This is a genomic window from Streptomyces sp. JW3 (assembly GCF_052216785.1).
Classification (GTDB): Bacteria; Actinomycetota; Actinomycetes; order Streptomycetales; family Streptomycetaceae; genus Streptomyces.
Map to the genome: position 1 here is coordinate 1 of NZ_JBQOUX010000139.1, position 18,050 is coordinate 18,050.

17 protein-coding genes and 1 pseudogene are annotated in these 18,050 nt (G+C 71.3%); 9 read left to right on the forward strand and 9 right to left on the reverse strand.

What is annotated here, in order from left to right; all coding sequences use genetic code 11:
- The first annotated feature begins 478 nt into the window (after positions 1-478).
- The 4 genes from ACTT8P_RS34550 to ACTT8P_RS34565 all read left to right on the forward strand — a co-directional run bounded on the left by ACTT8P_RS34550 (position 479) and on the right by ACTT8P_RS34565 (position 3,879).
- Complete coding sequence (locus ACTT8P_RS34550) at positions 479-1,105, forward strand: TetR/AcrR family transcriptional regulator (protein ID WP_442835751.1); 627 nt, start codon at positions 479-481, stop codon at positions 1,103-1,105.
- 88 nt (positions 1,106-1,193) lie between these two features.
- Complete coding sequence (locus ACTT8P_RS34555; protein ID WP_442835752.1) at positions 1,194-2,423, forward strand: cytochrome P450; 1,230 nt, start codon at positions 1,194-1,196, stop codon at positions 2,421-2,423.
- Between the two features lie 35 nt (positions 2,424-2,458).
- The gene (locus tag ACTT8P_RS34560; protein WP_442835753.1) at positions 2,459-2,653 is read left to right on the forward strand and encodes a ferredoxin; all 195 of its coding nucleotides are present in this window, start codon (positions 2,459-2,461) and stop codon (positions 2,651-2,653) included.
- Positions 2,650-3,879: an NAD(P)/FAD-dependent oxidoreductase gene (locus ACTT8P_RS34565; protein WP_442835754.1), complete on the forward strand. Its 1,230-nt coding sequence runs from the start codon at positions 2,650-2,652 to the stop codon at positions 3,877-3,879. Before ACTT8P_RS34560 ends, ACTT8P_RS34565 begins: the two co-directional genes overlap by 4 nt.
- 48 nt (positions 3,880-3,927) lie before the next feature.
- On the opposite strand, the gene ACTT8P_RS34570 is transcribed toward ACTT8P_RS34565, so the two are convergent.
- Together ACTT8P_RS34570 and ACTT8P_RS34575 are read right to left on the reverse strand one after the other, a co-directional pair.
- A complete protein-coding gene (locus tag ACTT8P_RS34570; protein WP_442835755.1) occupies positions 3,928-4,533 on the reverse strand; it encodes a TetR/AcrR family transcriptional regulator in 606 nt (201 codons plus the stop codon).
- Between the two features lie 32 nt (positions 4,534-4,565).
- Entirely contained in the window at positions 4,566-5,306 is a 741-nt protein-coding gene (locus ACTT8P_RS34575; RefSeq protein ID WP_442835756.1) for a nitroreductase family protein, read from the reverse strand.
- 114 nt (positions 5,307-5,420) lie between these two features.
- Between ACTT8P_RS34575 and ACTT8P_RS34580 the strand changes: the two are divergent.
- A pseudogene (locus ACTT8P_RS34580) lies at positions 5,421-5,711 on the forward strand (alcohol dehydrogenase); the annotation flags it as partial.
- A 676-nt stretch (positions 5,712-6,387) separates the two neighbouring features.
- A complete protein-coding gene (locus ACTT8P_RS34585; protein WP_442835757.1) occupies positions 6,388-8,421 on the forward strand; it encodes a hypothetical protein in 2,034 nt (677 codons plus the stop codon).
- Positions 8,422-8,485: 64 nt separating this feature from the next.
- Here the strand turns inward: ACTT8P_RS34585 and ACTT8P_RS34590 are convergent, their stop codons facing one another.
- On the reverse strand, positions 8,486-9,445 hold the full coding sequence (locus ACTT8P_RS34590) for an alpha/beta fold hydrolase (RefSeq protein WP_442835758.1): 960 nt from the start codon (positions 9,443-9,445) through the stop codon (positions 8,486-8,488).
- A gap of 195 nt (positions 9,446-9,640) precedes the next feature.
- Here ACTT8P_RS34590 and ACTT8P_RS34595 point away from each other — a divergent pair, with 195 nt between their 5' ends.
- The gene (locus ACTT8P_RS34595; RefSeq protein WP_442835759.1) at positions 9,641-10,381 is read left to right on the forward strand and encodes a GntR family transcriptional regulator; all 741 of its coding nucleotides are present in this window, start codon (positions 9,641-9,643) and stop codon (positions 10,379-10,381) included.
- Positions 10,382-10,399: 18 nt separating this feature from the next.
- Here ACTT8P_RS34595 and ACTT8P_RS34600 read toward each other — a convergent pair whose 3' ends face one another.
- The 6 genes from ACTT8P_RS34600 to ACTT8P_RS34625 all read right to left on the reverse strand — a co-directional run bounded on the left by ACTT8P_RS34600 (position 10,400) and on the right by ACTT8P_RS34625 (position 16,242).
- The gene (locus tag ACTT8P_RS34600; RefSeq protein WP_442835760.1) at positions 10,400-11,212 is read right to left on the reverse strand and encodes an SDR family NAD(P)-dependent oxidoreductase; all 813 of its coding nucleotides are present in this window, start codon (positions 11,210-11,212) and stop codon (positions 10,400-10,402) included.
- A gap of 142 nt (positions 11,213-11,354) precedes the next feature.
- Positions 11,355-11,909, reverse strand: a complete 555-nt coding sequence (locus ACTT8P_RS34605; protein ID WP_442835761.1) for a carboxymuconolactone decarboxylase family protein — start codon at positions 11,907-11,909, stop codon at positions 11,355-11,357.
- 35 nt (positions 11,910-11,944) lie between these two features.
- A complete protein-coding gene (locus ACTT8P_RS34610; protein WP_442835762.1) occupies positions 11,945-13,297 on the reverse strand; it encodes a carboxylesterase/lipase family protein in 1,353 nt (450 codons plus the stop codon).
- The gene (locus tag ACTT8P_RS34615; protein ID WP_442835763.1) at positions 13,294-14,517 is read right to left on the reverse strand and encodes an amidohydrolase family protein; all 1,224 of its coding nucleotides are present in this window, start codon (positions 14,515-14,517) and stop codon (positions 13,294-13,296) included. Before ACTT8P_RS34615 ends, ACTT8P_RS34610 begins: the two co-directional genes overlap by 4 nt.
- Complete coding sequence (locus ACTT8P_RS34620; protein ID WP_442835764.1) at positions 14,514-15,347, reverse strand: fumarylacetoacetate hydrolase family protein; 834 nt, start codon at positions 15,345-15,347, stop codon at positions 14,514-14,516. The genes ACTT8P_RS34615 and ACTT8P_RS34620 overlap by 4 nt, the downstream gene beginning before the upstream one ends.
- Positions 15,348-15,351: 4 nt before the next feature.
- Positions 15,352-16,242 carry a fumarylacetoacetate hydrolase family protein gene (locus tag ACTT8P_RS34625; RefSeq protein WP_442835765.1) on the reverse strand — a complete coding sequence of 297 codons (891 nt, stop codon included), beginning with the start codon at positions 16,240-16,242 and terminating at the stop codon, positions 15,352-15,354.
- 125 nt (positions 16,243-16,367) lie between these two features.
- Here ACTT8P_RS34625 and ACTT8P_RS34630 point away from each other — a divergent pair, with 125 nt between their 5' ends.
- Complete coding sequence (locus tag ACTT8P_RS34630) at positions 16,368-17,126, forward strand: SDR family NAD(P)-dependent oxidoreductase (RefSeq protein WP_442835766.1); 759 nt, start codon at positions 16,368-16,370, stop codon at positions 17,124-17,126.
- Positions 17,127-17,202: 76 nt separating this feature from the next.
- Positions 17,203-18,018: an SDR family NAD(P)-dependent oxidoreductase gene (locus ACTT8P_RS34635; protein WP_442835767.1), complete on the forward strand. Its 816-nt coding sequence runs from the start codon at positions 17,203-17,205 to the stop codon at positions 18,016-18,018.
- Positions 18,019-18,050: the final 32 nt, after the last annotated feature.

Below are 18,050 nucleotides of genomic sequence, written 5' to 3' on the forward strand. Positions count from 1 at the left end.
TCCCTCCCGCCGAAACGCCACCCCTACACCTGACCAGCGGAAACACACCCATCACTCTCGGAAAGACAACGGCTTCTCAGGGGTGACGGAGGCAGCGCCGGCCGCCCCGAGGCTACGAAGCGGCTCCCACGTAACTGATGCCGGGCCGCGCCGGCTGTTCCATGTCGTCGCCCATGAAGTAGTCGACGTGGTGCGACTGCACGTACCCGTGGACGGTCGGGTCGTTGCGGTAGGCCGGGTTGTGGGCCAGGGTGTACAGCCGTGTGCCGGTCGGGCGGTCCGTTCGTCGTACTCCTCGTTGACGTACAGGGCTTCCTCACGCCAGTCGCCGAAGATGTCACCGACCATCGCGGGGTTTCCCTGGCTGTCACCTCTCTGCGCGACGACCAAACCGGTGGCGCCGCCGCTTCGCGGTCGTGACTGGCCGGTTCCGGCCACAATCGTCGTGCACGAGTGCGCCGACCGGGAGGAGTCGCTCATGGGCGAGCAGTTCAAGCGCCGTACACCGAGTCCGTGGGGGGAGGGCGCCGCACTGAAGGATGAGATACTCGGGGCGGCCGCGCGGATGCTGGCGGAGTCGGGGCGGGAGACGGACCTCTCCCTGCGGGCGGTCGCGCGCGAGGTCGGCATCGCGGCTCCGAGCGTCTACCTGCACTTCAAGAACCGGGCGGACCTGGTGGAGGCGCTCAGACGACGGGCCTATGAAGAACTGGCCGGAGACCTCCGCAAGGTCAGGGAAACCGCGACCGTCGAGAGACCTGGCGCGGTGCTGCGGGCGATGGCCCGGCGGTACGTCAGGTTCGCGACGGCCAACCGCAGGACCTACCGCCTGATGTTCAGCGTCGAGTGGGTGGAGGCACCCCGGGACGAAGCGACCGAGTACCCGACGCGGCTGGTGCACCAGGTGTGGACACAAGCCGTGTCGGCGGTCCCCGGCGAGAACGACGGCCGGCTGGACGCCGGGCGCGTCGCCCTGTTCCTGTGGACGTCCCTGCACGGAATGGTGTCAATGGCCGTGGCCACGCCGTACGTCGTCGACCAGCGGACACTGACCGACATGGCCGACCAGCTCATCGACCTCGCCCTGGCCGGAAGTCAGCGATGAGGAGGTGCAACTTCCAAGTATTGATTGCCCTAGGCACCTAACGCTGTTAGGAATGTGGCCACGGCACCCCACTGCTGCGGAGGTACACATGACCGAGGCCTTGACGCATCCGACGGACGACCAAGCGGAATGGCCCCTGTCCAGGGCCGCTGGATGCCCTTTCGACCCGCCCCCGCTGCTGAAGACGCTCCAGTCCGAGCAGCCCATCTCCCGCGTGCGGATCTGGGACGGCAGCACACCTTGGCTGATCACCCGCTACGAGCACACGCGCACCCTGCTCGGTGACCCGCGGATCAGCGCCGACGTCACCCGCCCGGGTTACCCGAGCACCGCCGGCTCCTCCCAGGCCGGCAACCAAGGCCCCTTGTCGTTCATCAGCATGGACGATCCGGAGCACGCCCGGCTGCGCCGGATGGTGACGGCACCTTTCGCCGTCAGGAAGGTCGCGGCGCTGCGGCCCGTCGTCCAGCGCCTCGTCGACGAGCACATCGACCGGATGCTGGCGGGCCCCAAGCCGGTCGACCTGGTCGAGGCGTTCGCACTGCCGATCCCGAGCCTGGTCATCTGCGAGCTCCTCGGAGTCCCCTACGAGGACCACGACCTGTTCCAGGACAACACCAAAATACTCGTCAAACGCAGCACGACGCCGGAGCAGTCCGCTGCCGCGCTCACGGCGCTGACCGACTACCTGGACCAACTCCTGGCCTCGAAGCTCGACAATCCCAAGGACGATCTGCTGTCCGACATCGCGACCCGGCGGGTGGCCACCGGAGAGCTGACGCGGCGCGAAGCGGCCCGGATGGGCGTCCTGCTGCTGATCGCCGGCCACGAGACCACCGCGAACATGATCGCGCTGGGCACCTGCGCCCTGCTGCACAACCCGGACCAGTTCGCCCTGCTGCGGGACGCGCCGGACCCGAAGACGACGGCGTCGGCCGTCGAGGAACTGCTGCGCTACCTGAACATCACGCACAACGGCCGGCGCCGTGTCGCCCTGGAGGACATCGAGATCGGCGGCGTGACCATCCGGGCGGGCGACGGCCTCGTCATCGCCGGTGACATCGCCAACCGCGACCCGGCCGCCTTCGCCGACCCGGACCGGCTGGACCTCACCCGCGACGCACGCCGGCACGTCGCCTTCGGCTTCGGCGTGCACCAGTGCCTGGGCCAGCCCCTGGCCCGCGTCGAACTCCAGGCCGTCTACAGCACCCTGTACCGGCGCATCCCCACCCTCGCCCTGGCCATCGACCCCGACCAAATGCAGTACAAGCAAGACGGCGCCGTCTACGGCGTCTACGAACTCCCCGTCACCTGGTAGCGCCCTCCCCCACACACGCACGAAAGCGAGCTCCCATGCACGTCGAGATCGACCAGCCCAAATGCGTCGCGTCCGGCCAGTGCGTCATGCTGGCACCCGACGTGTTCGACCAGGACGACGACGGCATCGTCGAACTGCTCGACGCCGACCCGGCCCCCGAACACCACGACGACGTACGGGAGTCGGCGGCCGTCTGCCCGGCGGCCGCGATCCATCTGGCGGAGAAGTGACCGACGCCCCGCCGCGCCGAGTCGTCGTTGTCGGAGCGTCGGCGGCCGGCCTCACGGCCGCCGAGACCCTGCGCCGGGAGGGCTTCGACGGCAGCGTCACGCTCATCGGCCAGGAGGCCCACCCGCCCTACGACCGACCCCCGTTGTCCAAGCAGATCATGTCCGGCGACTGGCCCGCCGAACCAGCCGTCCTGCGCCGCCCGGAAGACCTGCGGGCACTCGACTTGGACCTGCGGCTGGGCCGAACCGCGGGTGCGCTGTCCACCACGGCTCGCACGGTGACGTTGACCGACGGGACCGAGGCCGACTACGACGCGCTGATCATCGCCACCGGTGTACGGCCGCGGCGTCTGCCGCAGTTCACCGCCGACGGGGTGCACGTACTGCGCGATCTGGAGGACGCCCTCACCCTGCGCGACCGCCTCACGGCGGGCGGCCGGCTGGTGATCGTGGGCGCGGGCTTCCTCGGCTCGGAGGTCGCGTCCTCGGCCACCGCCCTCGGCGCCCGGGTGACACTCGTCGAAGCCGCACCCCTCCCGCTCTCCCGGGCCGTGGGAGAGCGGGTCGGCACCCACGTGGCGCGGCTGCACCGCGAGCACGGCGTGGACCTCCGCGTGGCAACCCACGTCACCGGCATCGAGACAGCCGCCGGCCGGGTCACCACGGTGCGCCTGTCGGACGGCACGCCGGTACCGGCCGACGACGTACTGGTCGCCATCGGCTCGACCCCCAATACCGAGTGGCTCGCAGGCAGTGGGCTGACGGTCGCGGACGGAGTCGTGTGCGACGCGTACACGGCCGCGGCCCCCGGCATCCACGCGGCGGGCGACGTGGCCCGCTGGCACAACCCGCTGTTCGGGACGTCCATGCGCATCGAGCACCGCACCAACGCGGCGGAACAGGCCATGGCCGCAGCGCGCAACCTCTTGCGCCCTGCCCAGGCCCGGCCCTTCGCCCCAGTGCCCTACTTCTGGTCCGACCAGCACGGAATCAAGATCCAGGCGTACGGCTGCCTCCGCGACCACGACGAGACCCGTGTGGTCGACGGCGACCCGGCGCAGGGACGCTTCCTGGTGGCCTACCGCACCGGCCGGTCGATTGCAGGCGTCCTGTCCTTCGGCATGCCGCCCAAAGCCATACGGCCATGGCGGAACGCCGTCGCCACGGGCGCCGACTGGCAGACGCTGACAGAAGACAGACGCGGTGACCTTACTGTGTCACCGTGACGGCACCAAACAGCGCACGAGCCAACCCAGTCTCGCGCTTGGGCCGTGTCACGGTTCGTCAGGACGGGCCCGCAGGGCTTCCAGTCCGCCGATGACCATGTTCACGGAGAATTCCGTCGCGGTGGCCAGGTCGTACCGGGAGTGGTCCACCGATGCGGTGTAGGCGGGCAGGGTCTCGCGGATGTGTTCGGACATGGCCGGCGCGGGCAGTCCTTGGGCGAGGCCGGACGCCTGGAACTCGATGGCGGCGACGACCAGGCGCAGCTGGCCGGGCCGGAAGCCTCCCTCGATCAGCGCGGCGAACACCGGTTCGTAGACCGCGAGGGCACGTTCACTGGTGAACGTGGTCGTGAAGATCAGCGGCAGGATGCGCCGGTGCCTGGCGTACAGCGTGGTGAGCCGGCGTAGGAGATCGGCCACGGCGTCCCGCCAGTCGTGCACGGAGCCGATCGGCTCCACCTGTTCGAGGATGCGCAGCCGGGCGAGGTCGATGACCTCCGCCCGGCCGGTGACGTGGGAGTAGAGGGAGGACGGGGCGACGCCGAGGTGCCGGGCCAGCTGAACCATCTGGACATCACCGGTGTTCTCGACGAGTTCGATCGCGCCTTCGGCGATCCGCGTCACGGAGAGCAACGGCGTCTTCGGCCTGGCCACGTCCGGCGTCCTCCCTCTTGCCCTCGAACGGTTCAGCCCAGCAGGTAGCCGCGCTCCTCAAGGGTACGGCGCAGGTTCTCCCGCCCGTCCATGTAGTCCAGGCTCGTGCCGGTGGCCACGGCATGGCTCCAGGTCTTGTCGCGCAGCCCGTACTCGGCCCGGAAGTCCTTGAACGCGGCCTCGTAGTCCTCGACCCACTCCTCGGCCGGACGCGCCTGGTACCGCTCGCGGTGCAGCACGACACTCTGTGCCGGGCGGGGGCGCACGGTGCTGGGACGGTCCGGGTCCGGAGTGCCGATCGCCATGCCGAACACGACGTAGGCGTACCTGGGCAGCCCGATCAGCTCGGCGAGCTCCTGGGCGTGATTGCGCAGCGAACCCAGGTACACGCCGCCCAGGCCGATCGCCTCTGCCGCGACGAGGCCGTTCTGAGCGGCAAGGGCGGCGTCGACGGACGCCATGAGGAACGCGTCGACGTAGTCGGTGGCGACCGGCTCGTGGCCCTGCGCGACGCTGATGGCGTGGTTGCGGGACATGTCCGCCACCCACAGCAGCACACAGGGGGCCTCGGTGAGGAACCCGTACCCGGGGAATTCCGTGCCGCGCGTCAGCTCCGCGAGCCGGGCCCTGGTCTGCGGAGCCGAGACGGCGACGACACTCCACTGATGGAGATTGGACGCCTCGATCTGCTCGTTCCAGATGATGTTCGTCGGCACCGCCTGCCGCCCGTAGCGGGCTTCCAGGAGTTCGTCCGGCTGCGGTGAGCTCGCCATGAAGAACCTCTTTCCGAATCTGATTCGGTTAGCGAAACCGGATGCCGCTCACGTTCATTCCCGCTGGTCTCGGAGATCGCCCGCATATACCCTTCGACGCCGGCCCGCCGCCGCCTCGACCTGGTGGAGCCCGGCGGACGGGTCGTGTACATCGGGTCGGCGGGTGAGCCCCACCGGATCGACACCCGCACCCTGGCGCTGAAGGACGTCACCGGCGTGGGCATCCTGTCAGCCTCGCCCGGCCTGCACGCCACCATCCGTGCCTACGCCGACGGCACCGTCGACCCGAGATCGCTGGTCGCCGCCACCATCGGGCTCGGCCAGGTGGGCGCCGCCCCGGCCGGCCGGCGTCCGCCCGGTGCGGGCCCCGGTCCGGAGATCCATGTCGTTCCCCGTCTGCCCTGACCGAGGAGTTCCTTCGAGTCGATTGAGTCAATTGAGCGGCCACGCCGCACCCGGGACAGGCGTCGCGCTCGATCCGCCGGCGCATCATGGCCCACCGCACCAGGTCAGCGGTCGGTAGCGACTTCCTCGCCGTTCAGCGCCAGGACGCAGGACGGTTCTCGCTCCTGGAGACCGAGCCGGAAGGGGGTGCCGACGCCGTAGCCGGCGTCAGCCACCACGACCGGCCACGATACCTCCCGGCGCGTGCTGAGCAGAGCCGGACGGAGACCGCCCGGGAAGCGCGTCCCCGTCTGCTGCCGCGCCGGTCCGGCCGGGACCGGCTCCGTCGGCGGACCCACGCGAGCAATCGAGGATAGTGTCGCCAGACTTGGCGATATTCATGGCGCACGCCCCTTGAGGTGCGGTAAGTGTCGACAGTATCGTCCGTGTCGAACCTCACCGAGGAGAACAGCCATGCACGCCGGCCCCAAGACAGCTCTGTGCGCGGCGACTTCAGGGTCCGGGTCGCACGTTGTCGCGGGACCGGCCGGTGGCCCTGCCGCACCGGACAGCCGCCCCCCAGGCGTCCCCTGAGCCAGGTCCCCCATCGGCCCGCCCCTCGTTTCCCCACCGTCCCCGACCGGCCGCGGTACCGGTCGGTCATGCCCGAACGCACTGGAAGACAAGGGAGTTCACAGTGGTACGCACGAGCACTACCGACACCGGCGGCCCCGCCGTCACCGCCCTGCGCGACCGCGAGGTCAGCTACCGCGCCCGGCCCCGGGCCATTCTGATCGCCGTCGCCGGTCTCGCGGCGGTGCCGGCGCTGGTCACCCCGGCGGCGGCACAGAGCACGACGAAGGGTACGAAGGGCACGAAGAGCGGCGGGACCATCACGGTGAAGTCCGGACAGACTCTGGAACTCACCGAGACGACCACGGTCGCCGTTCTCAGGGTCGAGGAAGGCGGCGCCATCGCCGCCCCGGACGGCCACCGCCTGACCCTGACCGTGAACGGGGTGGAGACCGGCAGCAGGCTCAGCGAACTCACCGACGGCCACGGCGGGCTCGCCATCGCGATCGCTCCCGGAACCTACCGGGGCAAGGTGATCCTGACGGTCGCAGCCGCCAACGACGTCGCCTACAGCGACATAACCTTCCCCATCCGCCAGGCCCTCTACGTCGACGCGAACGGTGTCGACGAGAGCAGGTCGGTGCCGTCCGACGTCCGCGGTGGCACCGTCACCGACACCGGGGCGCACGACATCACCCTGCTGTCCAACGGTGAGTCCTTCAACGGCGTCTACGTCACCGGCGGCGCCACCTACGAGCTGACCAGGCCGAAGATCGCCTTCGACGGCAACGGCCGCTGCGACTTCATCGGTTACGGCTCCTCCGTCGTCGGCACCGGCGAGGGCACCACGCTCGTCCTGGACGGCGCCACCATCAGGAACGAGGGCGTGGTCCGCACCGCGGTCATCGCCGACGCCACGGCCAACGTCATCGTCAAGAACTCCACGATCCACTGCGCCGACGGCGACCATGTGCCCGACGAATACCCCGAGACCGGCACCGGTGACACCCGGTACATGATCACCGTGCCGTGGATGCTGGGCCTGTCGGGCAACGTCCGCGCCACCAACCTGCTCGGGGCCGGCACCAGGGCCACCTACATCAACTCCTCGATCTCCTCGGAGAAGTGGGGCGCGCTGTCGGTGGACGGCGGCAGCAACTGCGTCCTGACCGCCATCAACAGCCACATCGCCAACACCGGCGGCCAGGGCTACGGCTCCTACGCCATCGGCAGTGTCACCGAGCACTTCCTCGGCTGCACCTACGACGTCGGCGACTACGCCCTCATCCACTGGGGCGCCTCGGCACACTATGGCGACAGCACCCGCGAAGCCGTCGCCGAACTCAACGAGTCGCTCGAACTCGGGCTGACCAGCTCCGAGTTGAGGAAGCTGCCGGTACGGTCGACGCACATCAGGGCCGGGCGCTTCATGGTGCTGTGGTACGCGGCCGGGTCCGTCACCGTCGACGGCGGCACCCGCGTCGACACCGGCGAGACCACGTTCATGTGCAAGGCGGTCGCCGCCTCGGTCACCGTCGACGGCAGTCAGGGCGCCCGCCTGAACCCGGGCAACGGCGTCATCTTCCAGCTGATGGACACCGACCGGCCCAGCAGCGTCGCGGTCACCGGCAAGCCCTGGTCGACCGAGATGACCGGCACCTACACCGAGCCCACCGGCTCCGCCGCCAAGTCGACGACCTGGGTCACCACCCGTGCCCAGAGCACCGACGCCACCGCCTCCTTCACCGACATCGACCTGGCCGGTGACTTCTACAACGCCGTCCGCGGCGGCGGCAACGCGAACCTCCAGGGACAGAACCTCGTCCTGGACTTCACCCGGTCCAGCGTGCAGGGCGTCATCTCGGCCAGCACCACCAAGCACCGCGTCTCCACCATCACCATGGATCAGTACCGTGAGATCAGCGAGGTCACCAACGCCCCGGGCGCGGTGGTCAACAACGGCGTGATCGTGACCCTGGGCAGCGGTTCCGCCTGGACGGTCACCGGCACCTCGTACCTGAGCGCCCTCACCCTCGCCGCCGACGCGTCCGTCAAGGCGCCCCGGGGCAGGAAGGTGACGCTGACGGTCGACGGCACGGCCACCGAGATCAAGGCGGGCACCTCCTACACCGGGGCGCTCACGCTGACCGTGGCGTGACCAGCGGCTGAAACGGCCCCCGGGATGAGGAGACATCCCGGGGGCCGTTCACGTCGGCACGCCGCTACCGCCGGCGGGCCGCGTGCCGTCGCAGGAAGGAGAGCAGCAGGCGGTTCCAGGCCGCGGGCCGCTCCCAGTGCGGGTTGTGGCCGGCCTCGTCGACGACATGGGTCCGCGCGTCACGCAGGTGTCCGGCGGCCAGGCGCAGGACCGACGGCGGGGTGTAGAGGTCGGCGTCGCCGGTGACGAGCTGGACCGGGAGGGTGAGCGTCGCCAGGGCGTCCCAGGTGATCTCGTGGGCGAGGGACTGGGCGAAGGCGTCCGCTGTCCGCGCCCGGGCGTTGACCGCCAGCCAGGCCGCCACACCGTCGGGGTCGCCGGCCCGATAGGAGGGGCCCAGTTCCCGGAAGTCCACAGACAGTTCCTCGAAGGGCTCGGGCCGCAGCCCCTCGCTCAGCTCCAGGTACGCGGCGTCCCGCACGCCCATGACGCTGCCGGAGACGGTGAGGCTGAGCAGCCGGTCCTGGTGCCCGAGGGCGTAGTCGAGGGCGACCGGGCCGCCGGCGGCGGAGCCGGACAGGTGGAAGCGGTCCAGACCAAGGTGGTCGGCGAGGGTGTCGAGGTCCCCGGAGGCCGTGTCGGCCTCCGCCTTGCTCCCGGCCACCGAGCCGTGGGCGCCGCGCCGCGAGTAGCCGATCGCCCGGTAGCCCGCCGCGGCGAGGACGGGCTGCTGGTACGGCCAGCTCTCGCCGCTGCCCGATCCGGGGTGCAGCAGGACGACGGGTTCGCCGCGACCGCCGGTGTCCCAGCACCACAGGCTGCCGCCACCGGCCACGGGCACCTGGTGCTCGGTGGCCGGCGCCTGCGCGGGCAGCGGCACCGGCTCCCACGGCCCGGCGCCGGTGCGGGACGCGGCCCGGGCGGTGCCCGCGGCGGCGCCGGCGGTGGCCAGCGCGGCCACGACGGCCGAACCGACTACGCTGCGTCTGCTGACGGACGGACCGTTTCCGCTGTTCTTCTCCACTGTTTCCCTCCAGGATGTCAGGATCGTTGCGGCCGAGCGCCCGTGGCGCCCGCCGAAACCGTCGGCTGCTTCGACAGCTGTCGACAGTGAACAGCTGGTCGACTCATATGGGCGTTCGGAAGTGCGATAGTGTCGACAGAGTTGTAATGACTGTGAACATCGCGAAAGAACCGATCACACAAGGGGACACGGCGCATGGCCGGTCAGGACATGGACCTCGTGCTGGAACGTCTGCTGCGACTGCGCGACCGGCGTGAGCCGCTGGTCGCGCAGATCGCCGGATGGGTGGGGGCCGGCATCATCGAGGGACGGCTGGAGCCGGGGCAGGACCTCAACAGTGTCGAACTGTCGCGCCGGTTCGACACCAGCCGCACCCCGGTGCGCGAGGCCCTGATGCTGCTGGAGCAGGAGGGCCTGGTCGAGATGAAGGCCCGGCGCCGGCCCCGGGTCGCCGCTCCTTCCCTCGCCGACATCCGGGACATCTACCAGGTGCGCCGGCATCTGCTGTCGATGCTCGCCGGACTGCTGGTCGAGCGGGCCGGCGACGAGGAACTGGCCGAGCTGCGCTCCCGGGTCGAGAAGATGCGGGAACTGGCCGACGCCGGTGACGTGGACGCGTACTTCTGGGGCCATGTGCAGCTCCAGGAGCGGATGACCGAAATCGTCGGCAACAGCACGCTGAAGCAGATCCTGGACTCCCTCGCGCTGCGCACGCTGATGCTGCGCCACCTGAGCCTGACCCGTCCCGGCCGGCTCGCGTACAGCGTCGACGACCAGGAGCGGCTGATCCAGGCGTGCGAGGAGCGGGACCGCGAGCTGGCCTCGGCCCTGATCGCCGGGGCGACCGTACGGGCGCTGCGCGCGGTGGAGGAGCAGATCGCGCAGGACTCCGGGAGCAGCCGCAAGCCGGCCCGCAGACGCCGGACGAGCACCTGAACACCTCCTTGTCCGGGGCTACTTGGCCAGGACTCCCCCGTCCACGGGGAAGTTCCCGCCCGTGACCCACGCGGACTCCTCGGAGACCAGGTAGACCGCGCACCAGGCGATGTCCTCGGGCCTGCCGACCCGTCCCAGCGGGATGCGGTCGAGCAACGCCCGCTGGGTGGCGCCCTCGTGGGCGCCGGCCGACTCGGTGGCGGGGGTGCGGACCATCCCGGGCGAGATGGTGTTGGCGCGGATGCCGAACGGGCCGCCCTCCACCGCGAGCTGCCGGGTCAGCCCGAGCACGGCGGCCTTGCCCGCGCAGTGCGCGACCATGCCGAAGTTCCCGCTGCCCCGGAAGGCGTTGACGGAGGCGAAGTTGACGACCGAGCCGCCGCCGGATGCCTTCAGGTGCGGCCAGGCGGCCTGCACCGGCAGGAAGACGACGTCGACCTCGCCCCGCATGGTCGGGGTCCACTCCTGGTGGTAGTCCATGTCGGCGGCGCTCGCCATGTGCGGGGCGATGGCACCGGCGGTGACCAGCGCGTCGATCCGGCCGTGCCGGGCGTACGCCTCGTCCGCGAAGCGCCGGGCATCGCCGGGGTCGGTCATGTCCAGCGAGCCGGTCACCTCCACGGTGAGGCCGCGCTCGGCGGCGATCCCGCGGGTGCGTTCGGCCGCCGCCGGGTCGATGTCGCAGCCGACGACGGTCGCGCCCTGCTCGGCGAAGAGCAGGGCGCAGCCCTGGCCGATCCCGGCGCCCGCGCCGGTGACGAGGGCCACCTTGCCGGCGAGCCGGCCGGTGGCGGGAGCCTGGGTGGGCTCGGGGTGGGGTGCGGTCGTCACATGTCCTCCTGAGTGTGGCGGTCCGGGGTGTCGGGTGGTACCCGGCGCGATCGGGTCCTTCCCCACAGCACCTTCGTACTGTCGACAGTAGGGCCCGGTCAAGCGACCCGCGGCCACATAATGACGAAACTGTCGACAGATATCAACGTTCGCGAGGGCCACTGCGGACAGCGGCGGCAGCGGCCGCCGGCAGTTCCACCTCCAGGGCCACCAGGAACCGGGACACCATGCTGTACGCGGCGACGGTCGCGGTCAGTTCGACGAGTTCGGGCGGGGTGAAGTGCTCGCGCAGCGCGTCGAAGACGGGGGCGGGGACGTGCACGTGCCGGGCCATCGCGTCCGTGTAGTCGATGACCCGGCGCAGCCGCTCGTCCAGGGCCGGGTGCTCTCCCGCGTGCTCGTCGCGGACCGCGTCGAGCTGGGCGTCGCCGAGTCCGGCGGCACGTGCCTCGCCCTCGTGGGCGGCCCACTCGTAGTCGGCCCGGTTGAGCACGGCGATCCGCAGGACGACCAGTTCGCGGACGTCGGCGGGAAGGGTGATGCGCTGCCGGATCGCGCCGAGCAGGTGGTTCCAGCCGTCCGCGAGCTGCGGGCTGTGCAGCAGCATGCGGTCCAGGGGGCGCAGGGTGCCCCCGCGCCGTTCACGGATGCGGGCGGCGATGTCCCCGTCTCCGTCGGTACCCGGCAGTCGTGCCACGGGGCTTGTCCTCTCTCGGTACTCACGGGCCCTGCTCAGGGGCGGGCCGGGCGGCGCAGGACGTCCTGGCGCACGGTGTCGCCGAAGACCAGCGCGGGGGTGGTGTCGGGGCCGGTGAACCGCGGCCACGGCGGCAGTCCGGTGCCGCCCGGATCGGCCGACGTCACGAAACGTGCCCAGGTGTCGGCCATCAGGGCCGCGAGGTGACGGTCGGTGTCCTGCCAGCGCCAGGTGGGGCGCCGGTCGAGGTTGTCCAGTACGTAGGGCAGCTCGGCGGTGTGGTGGACGCCGAGGTCGGGCAGGCCGGGCGGCAGCGGGGGCCGGCGGTCGAAGCGGTACATCCAGGTCGGGGCGGTGGCCCGGTGCGTGCGGGCCCAGTGCCAGACGGGGCCGGCGAAGCGGGCCGCGCCGACGGCCGCGGGGTCCTCGCCCGGCCGGGCGTAGACGGTGCCCTCGTCCCGGTTGGTGCCGACCAGCAGGGGCACGGCGTGCTGCCGGCCCTCGGTGAACACGTCGTCGGTGGGCTCGGTCAGCACCCGGCCGTCGACGACCGGGCCGAAGTGGCCGCGGACGATCAGCTCGACGCCGCTGACCCGGCGCAGCGCGCCGATGTCCGGGCCGCCGAACCCGTCCGCGTAGGCGAGTCCCGTCCTGTGGGCCTCGGCCTGGCTCGGCAGCGGCCCCTCCACCCGGCCCACGCCGGACGCGCTCTGGCCGATCGCGGCCCGAAAGTACGGCCGGGCCGCCCGGGCCGCCATGAGGTGGCAGATGTGCGCGGCGCCCGCGGAGTTGCCGGCCAGGGTGACTCGGTCGGGGTCACCGCCGAACGCCGCGGCGTTCTCCCGCACCCAGGTCAGGGCGGCGACGATGTCGAGCAGACCGTAGTTGCCCGAGGCGCCGAGGTCGTCCTCGGCGGCCAGTTCGGGGTGGGCGAGGAAACCGAGGGCGCCGAGCCGGTGGTTGAGGGTGACGACGACCAGGCCCCGGCCGGCCATGGCACGTCCGTCGTGGATCTCCTGGGAGCCGTGCCCGTAGCGGTTGCCGCCGCCGTGGACCCAGACCATGACCGGCAGTGCGGCGGGGGGCGCCGGGTCGGGTGTCCACACATTGAGGTACAGGCAGTCCTCGCTCATCACCAGGGCACGCCGGTCGGCGAAGTTGGTGTGGTACATGACCGAGTCGGTCGGGGGCTGCGGTTGCAGCGGCGCCGGCCCGAAGGTGTCGGCGCGGAGCTCCCCGTCCCAGGACGCGGCCGGGCGGGGCGGCCGCCAGCGCAGGTCGCCGACCGGGGGCGCGGCGAAGGGGATGCCGCGGAAGACGGCGACGGGGCCGTCCCACTCCCCCACCAGCCGGCCGGGGGCGGTGCGGGCCCGGGGAGCCGCCCTCACACCGCCGCCTTGTACAGCGTGCCGTCCTTCATGATCGCCGCGAGCCGGTCGCGGTCCTGGAGGACGCGGATGTCGGCCAGCGGGTCGCCGTCGACCAGCACGAGGTCGGCGAGGAAGCCCTCCTTGATCTGCCCGAGTTCGTCGCCCATGTCCATCACCTGGCCGCCGTACAGGGTGGCGGCGCGCAGCGCCTCGGCCGGGGTGAAGCCGAACCAGTCGACGAACAGTTCCAGGTCCCGGGTGTTGCGGCCGACCGGGTTCCAGGCGAAGCCGTAGTCGCCGCCGGGGACGACCCGGATGCCGCGCCGGACCAGTTCCGGAACCACGTCCCTGACCGCCTTCTCGGTGGCCTCGACCTCCATGCCGGGCTCGGGTTCGCTGTCGGCCTCGTGCAGGTTGGCGTGGATGATGCCGGGGGTGGGGGCGACGAACAGCCGGTCCTTGGCGGCTTCCAGCAGGTCGAGGGCCTCCTCGTCGGCGAAGGTGCAGTGGTAGACGGCGCGGATGCCGTGCCGTACGGCCATCTTGATGGACTCGGCGGCGTGCGCGTGGGCGGTCAGCCACACCCCGCGCTGCCGGGCGGTGGCCGCGGCGGCGGCGACCTCCTCGTCGGTGAACTGCACGATCCGCGAGGTGCCCTGGACGACCGCGCTCTCCCCGGACAGCGACAGCTTGACGATGTCGACCCCCAGGTCGGCCATCTCGCCGACGAAGGCGCTCACCGACCGCGGGTCGGAGGCCCGGCCGTCGATGCCCGGGAAGTCGTAGACACCCGGTTCGCGCATGCCCGCGGTGCCCTCCCAGGACGCGGCCTTGAAGCGCGGTCCGGGCATCCAGCCCTCGGTGAACGCCTTGCGGGCGGCCAGCTCCGTCCGGGGCAGCCGGTTGCCGCCGGAGTAGGCGCTGGTGATGCCGTGGTCCAGCAGGACCCGGCCGGCGTGCGCCACCAGCAGGGCCTTCTCCTCGTCGGGTTCGTCGCGGCGGCGCGAGATGTGCTCGGTGGTGGAGCCGAAGCCGAGGTGGGTGTGGGAGTCGACCAGGCCGGGGATGAGGGTGCCGCCGCCCCCGTCCACCACCCGGGCGCCCGTGCGCCGGGCGGCCGGCAGGTGCGGGGCGACGGCGGTGATGCGGTTGCCCTCGACCAGGACCTCCGCGGGGAAGGGGTCGCGGCCGGTGCCGTCGAAGACGTGGACGCCGGTGAAGAGGGTGCTCTCGCTCATGGTGTGCTCCTGAAGGTGTGCCGCATCTCGCCCAGTCCCTCGATCCTGCTGACCAGGGTGTCACCGGGACCTATGAAGCGCTGCGGGGTGCGCCGGTTGCCGACGCCCGCGGGCGTGCCGGTGAAGATCAGGTCGCCGGGCCGCAGGGGGCAGATCGCACTCAGGTGCGCGACCAGCCGTGGCACCGGGAAGATCATGTTCGAGGTGCGGTCGTGCTGGACGACGTCACCGTTGAGTTCGCAGGTCAGTTCCAGGTCGTCGGGGTCGGGCAGGTCGCCGACGGCGACCAGGGCGGGGCCCACCGGGCCGAAGCCGGGGAAGGACTTGCCCAGCGAGAACTGGGCGGGGCGGCCGGCGAGTTGGGTGATCCGCTCGGACAGGTCCTGTCCGACGGTCAGGGCGACGACCGGGTCCCAGCCGTGCTCCTCCGGGACGCGGTGGGCGTCCCGGCCGATGACGGCGACCATCTCCAGCTCCCAGTCGACGTGGCCGGGCGGCAGGCCGACGGTGGTGTACGGGCCGGTGAGGCAGGTGGGGAACTTGGTGAAGACCAGTGGTTCGGCGGGTTCCTCGTAGCCCGCCTCGGCGGTGTGCGGGCGGTAGTTGAGGGCGACGGCGAAGATCTGGCGCGGCTCGGGGACGGGTGCGCGCAGGTCGGTTTCCCGGTACGGGACGGCGGTGGCCGGGTCCACGCCGGCGGACCAGTCCAGCAGGGCGTCCCACTGGCCGAAGAGGGCGGCCGGGTCGGGGTCGAAGCCGCCGGTGGCGACGTCGACGGCGCCGTCACCGGTCAGCAGGGCGAGGCCGCCCGCGAGGTCGGCGATGCGCATGGCCTCACACCCACTGTTCGGCGGGCGGCTCGGGGGTGCCGTGGGCGTCCTGCCAGGAGACGATCCGGTTGCGCAGCACGCCCAGCTTCTCGATCTCGGCCTCGATGACGTCACCGGGCTTGAGGTAATTGGCGAACGGGTCCTCGGTGCTCGCGGCGACGCCGGCGACGGTGCCGGTGGTGATGATGTCGCCGGCGCTGTAGGTCTGCGGCGAGTGGTAGGCCACCAGTTGGGGGATCGACACCGACATGCGGGAGGTGTTCGACTTCTGCCGGACGTCGCCGTTGACCCGCAGTTCCATGTCGAGGTCGTGGGGGTCGCCGACCTCGTCGGCGGTGACGATGTACGGGCCGATCGGGCAGAAGGTGTCGATGCCCTTGGAGAAGGAGAAGACGCCGGACTCCATCTCCTTGCGCTGGATGTCGCGGGCGGTGATGTCGTTGAAGACCAGGTAGCCGGCGATGTGCTCGGCGGCCTGCTCGGCGGTGAAGAACTTGCCCGGCTTGCCGATGACCACGGCGAGTTCCAGCTCGTAGTCCATCTCGCGGGTCAGGTTGGCCGGGTAGACGACCGGGTCGTCGGGGCCGACGATCGCGTCGACGTTCTGGAAGAACACGATGCCCTTGTTGACCGGGTGGGACCAGTCGACCCGCTCCAGGTCCTCGTGGTGCTCGCGGAAGTTGCCGGCCGTGTGGAAGAACTTCTTCGGCACGATCGGGGCGCGCAGCCGCACCTCCGCGAGGGCGAACGTCCGTCCCGTCTCGCCGACCTGGCCCTCGCGCTCGAAGTACTCCCGGGTGGACGGAACGTCGAGTTCGACCACCGTGTCGCCGTCCAGGCGTCCCACGAGTCCCGTGAGTCCCGCGAGTCCCGCGTCGAACGTCACCAGTTTCATCAAGTCCTCCGCATCACTGCCGCACCCATAACTGTCGACACTCAGCCTGCACTGTTCCGATATTCCCGTCAACAGTCCCGCGAAGTGTGGACACCTTGATTCGGTGTCGACTACGGTCCGGAGCCATGAAGACGATGTGGAACTTCTCCGGCACCCGTGCGCTCGTCGCCGGTGCCGGAGGGATCGGCGGGGCTGTCACGCAGGCGCTCGCCGACGCCGGAGCCGATGTGGTCGTGCTGGACCGGGACGCGGAGCAGCTGGCCAAGCTGTCCCGCGCGCCCGGCGACGGAAGGGGGGCGGTGCACGGTCTGACCGCCGACCTCACCTCGGCCGACGCCTGCCGTACGGCGGTCACCGAGGCCGCCGAACGCCTGGGCGGCCTCGACGTGTTCGTGCACGCGGTCGGCCACAACGACCGCCGGCCCGTCCTGGAGACCCCGGACGAGGTGTGGGAGCGGATTGTCGCCATCAACCTGAGCAGCGGCTTCTGGCTGGGCCGCGCGGTCGGCGCCCGCATGGTGCCCCAGGGGTACGGCAGGCTCGTCTACCTCTCCTCGGTGTCGGGACAGCTCGCCCACCGCGACCACGCCCCGTACGCGGCCACCAAGGGCGGAGTCAACCAGCTCATGCGGGTCATGGCCCGCGAGTGGGCACCGCACGGAGTCACCGTCAACGCCGTGGCCCCCGGCTACACCGAGACCGACCTCACCCGCGCCTACCTGGCCAAGCCCGGCATGCGTGCCTCCATGGAGGCACTGGTCCCGGCCGGCCGCCTCGGCACCCCGGACGACCTGGTCGGCCCCACCCTCTTCCTCGCCTCCGCCGAGGCCGCGTTCGTCACCGGACAGGTGCTGTACGCCGACGGCGGCCGGACCCTCGTATGACCCGCCCCGCCTCCTCGCGCCAACTACCCCAACTCCCCCAGTTGCCCCAACTCCCCCACTGTCGAACGGAGTCGTCATGACCACCACCCAGCCCTCCCCGTCCTCCCAGCCCTCCCCGTCCTCCCAGCGGTTCACCGGCAAGACCGTGCTGGTCACCGGCGCCGGTACCGGGTTCGGTGCCGAGATCGCCGTGCGGGCCGCCCAGGAGGGCGCCGACGTCGCGGTGCACTACCGCGGCTCCCGCGCGGGCGCCGAGGCGACCGTCGAGCGGATCACCGCCCTCGGCCGCAAGGCGTTCCCGGTCCAGGCGGACATCGCCGAGCACGCGCAGATCGAGCGCATGGCCGACGAGGTGTGGAGCCGCTTCGGGCGGCTCGACGTCGCGGTCAACAACGTCGGTGACGTGGCCCGCGAGCAGATGTCGTGGCGGGACATCACGGAGGAGTCCATCGACCACGTGCTGGCGGTCGACGTGAAGGGCACACTGCTGTGCACCCACGAGTTCGGGGCGCGGATGCTGGAGCAGGAGGGCGGCGGGGCGATCGTCAACATCGGCTCCACCGTGGTGGCCCGGGGCAGCGCGCGGGCCCCGCAGTACGCCGCCGCCAAGTACGGGATCATCGGCCTGACCAAGTCCTACGCGCACGCCTTCGCCCCGGCGGTGCGGGTCAACGTCTTCGCCCCCGGCTTCATCGAGACACCGGCCACGCTGGGGCGGGACGACTGGAAGAGCGGGCGGGGCGACCAGCTGCGGAAGCTGACGCCCATGGGCCGCGTCCCGGGCCCCGAGGAGCTGGCCGGCGCGGCGCTGTTCCTGGCCACCGAGGACGCCCACCACATCACCGGCGGGTTCCTGATCGCCGACGGCGGCTACAACATGATCGGCGCCTGACCGGCGCCCCACGGCGGGGGGGGGGGGGGGGG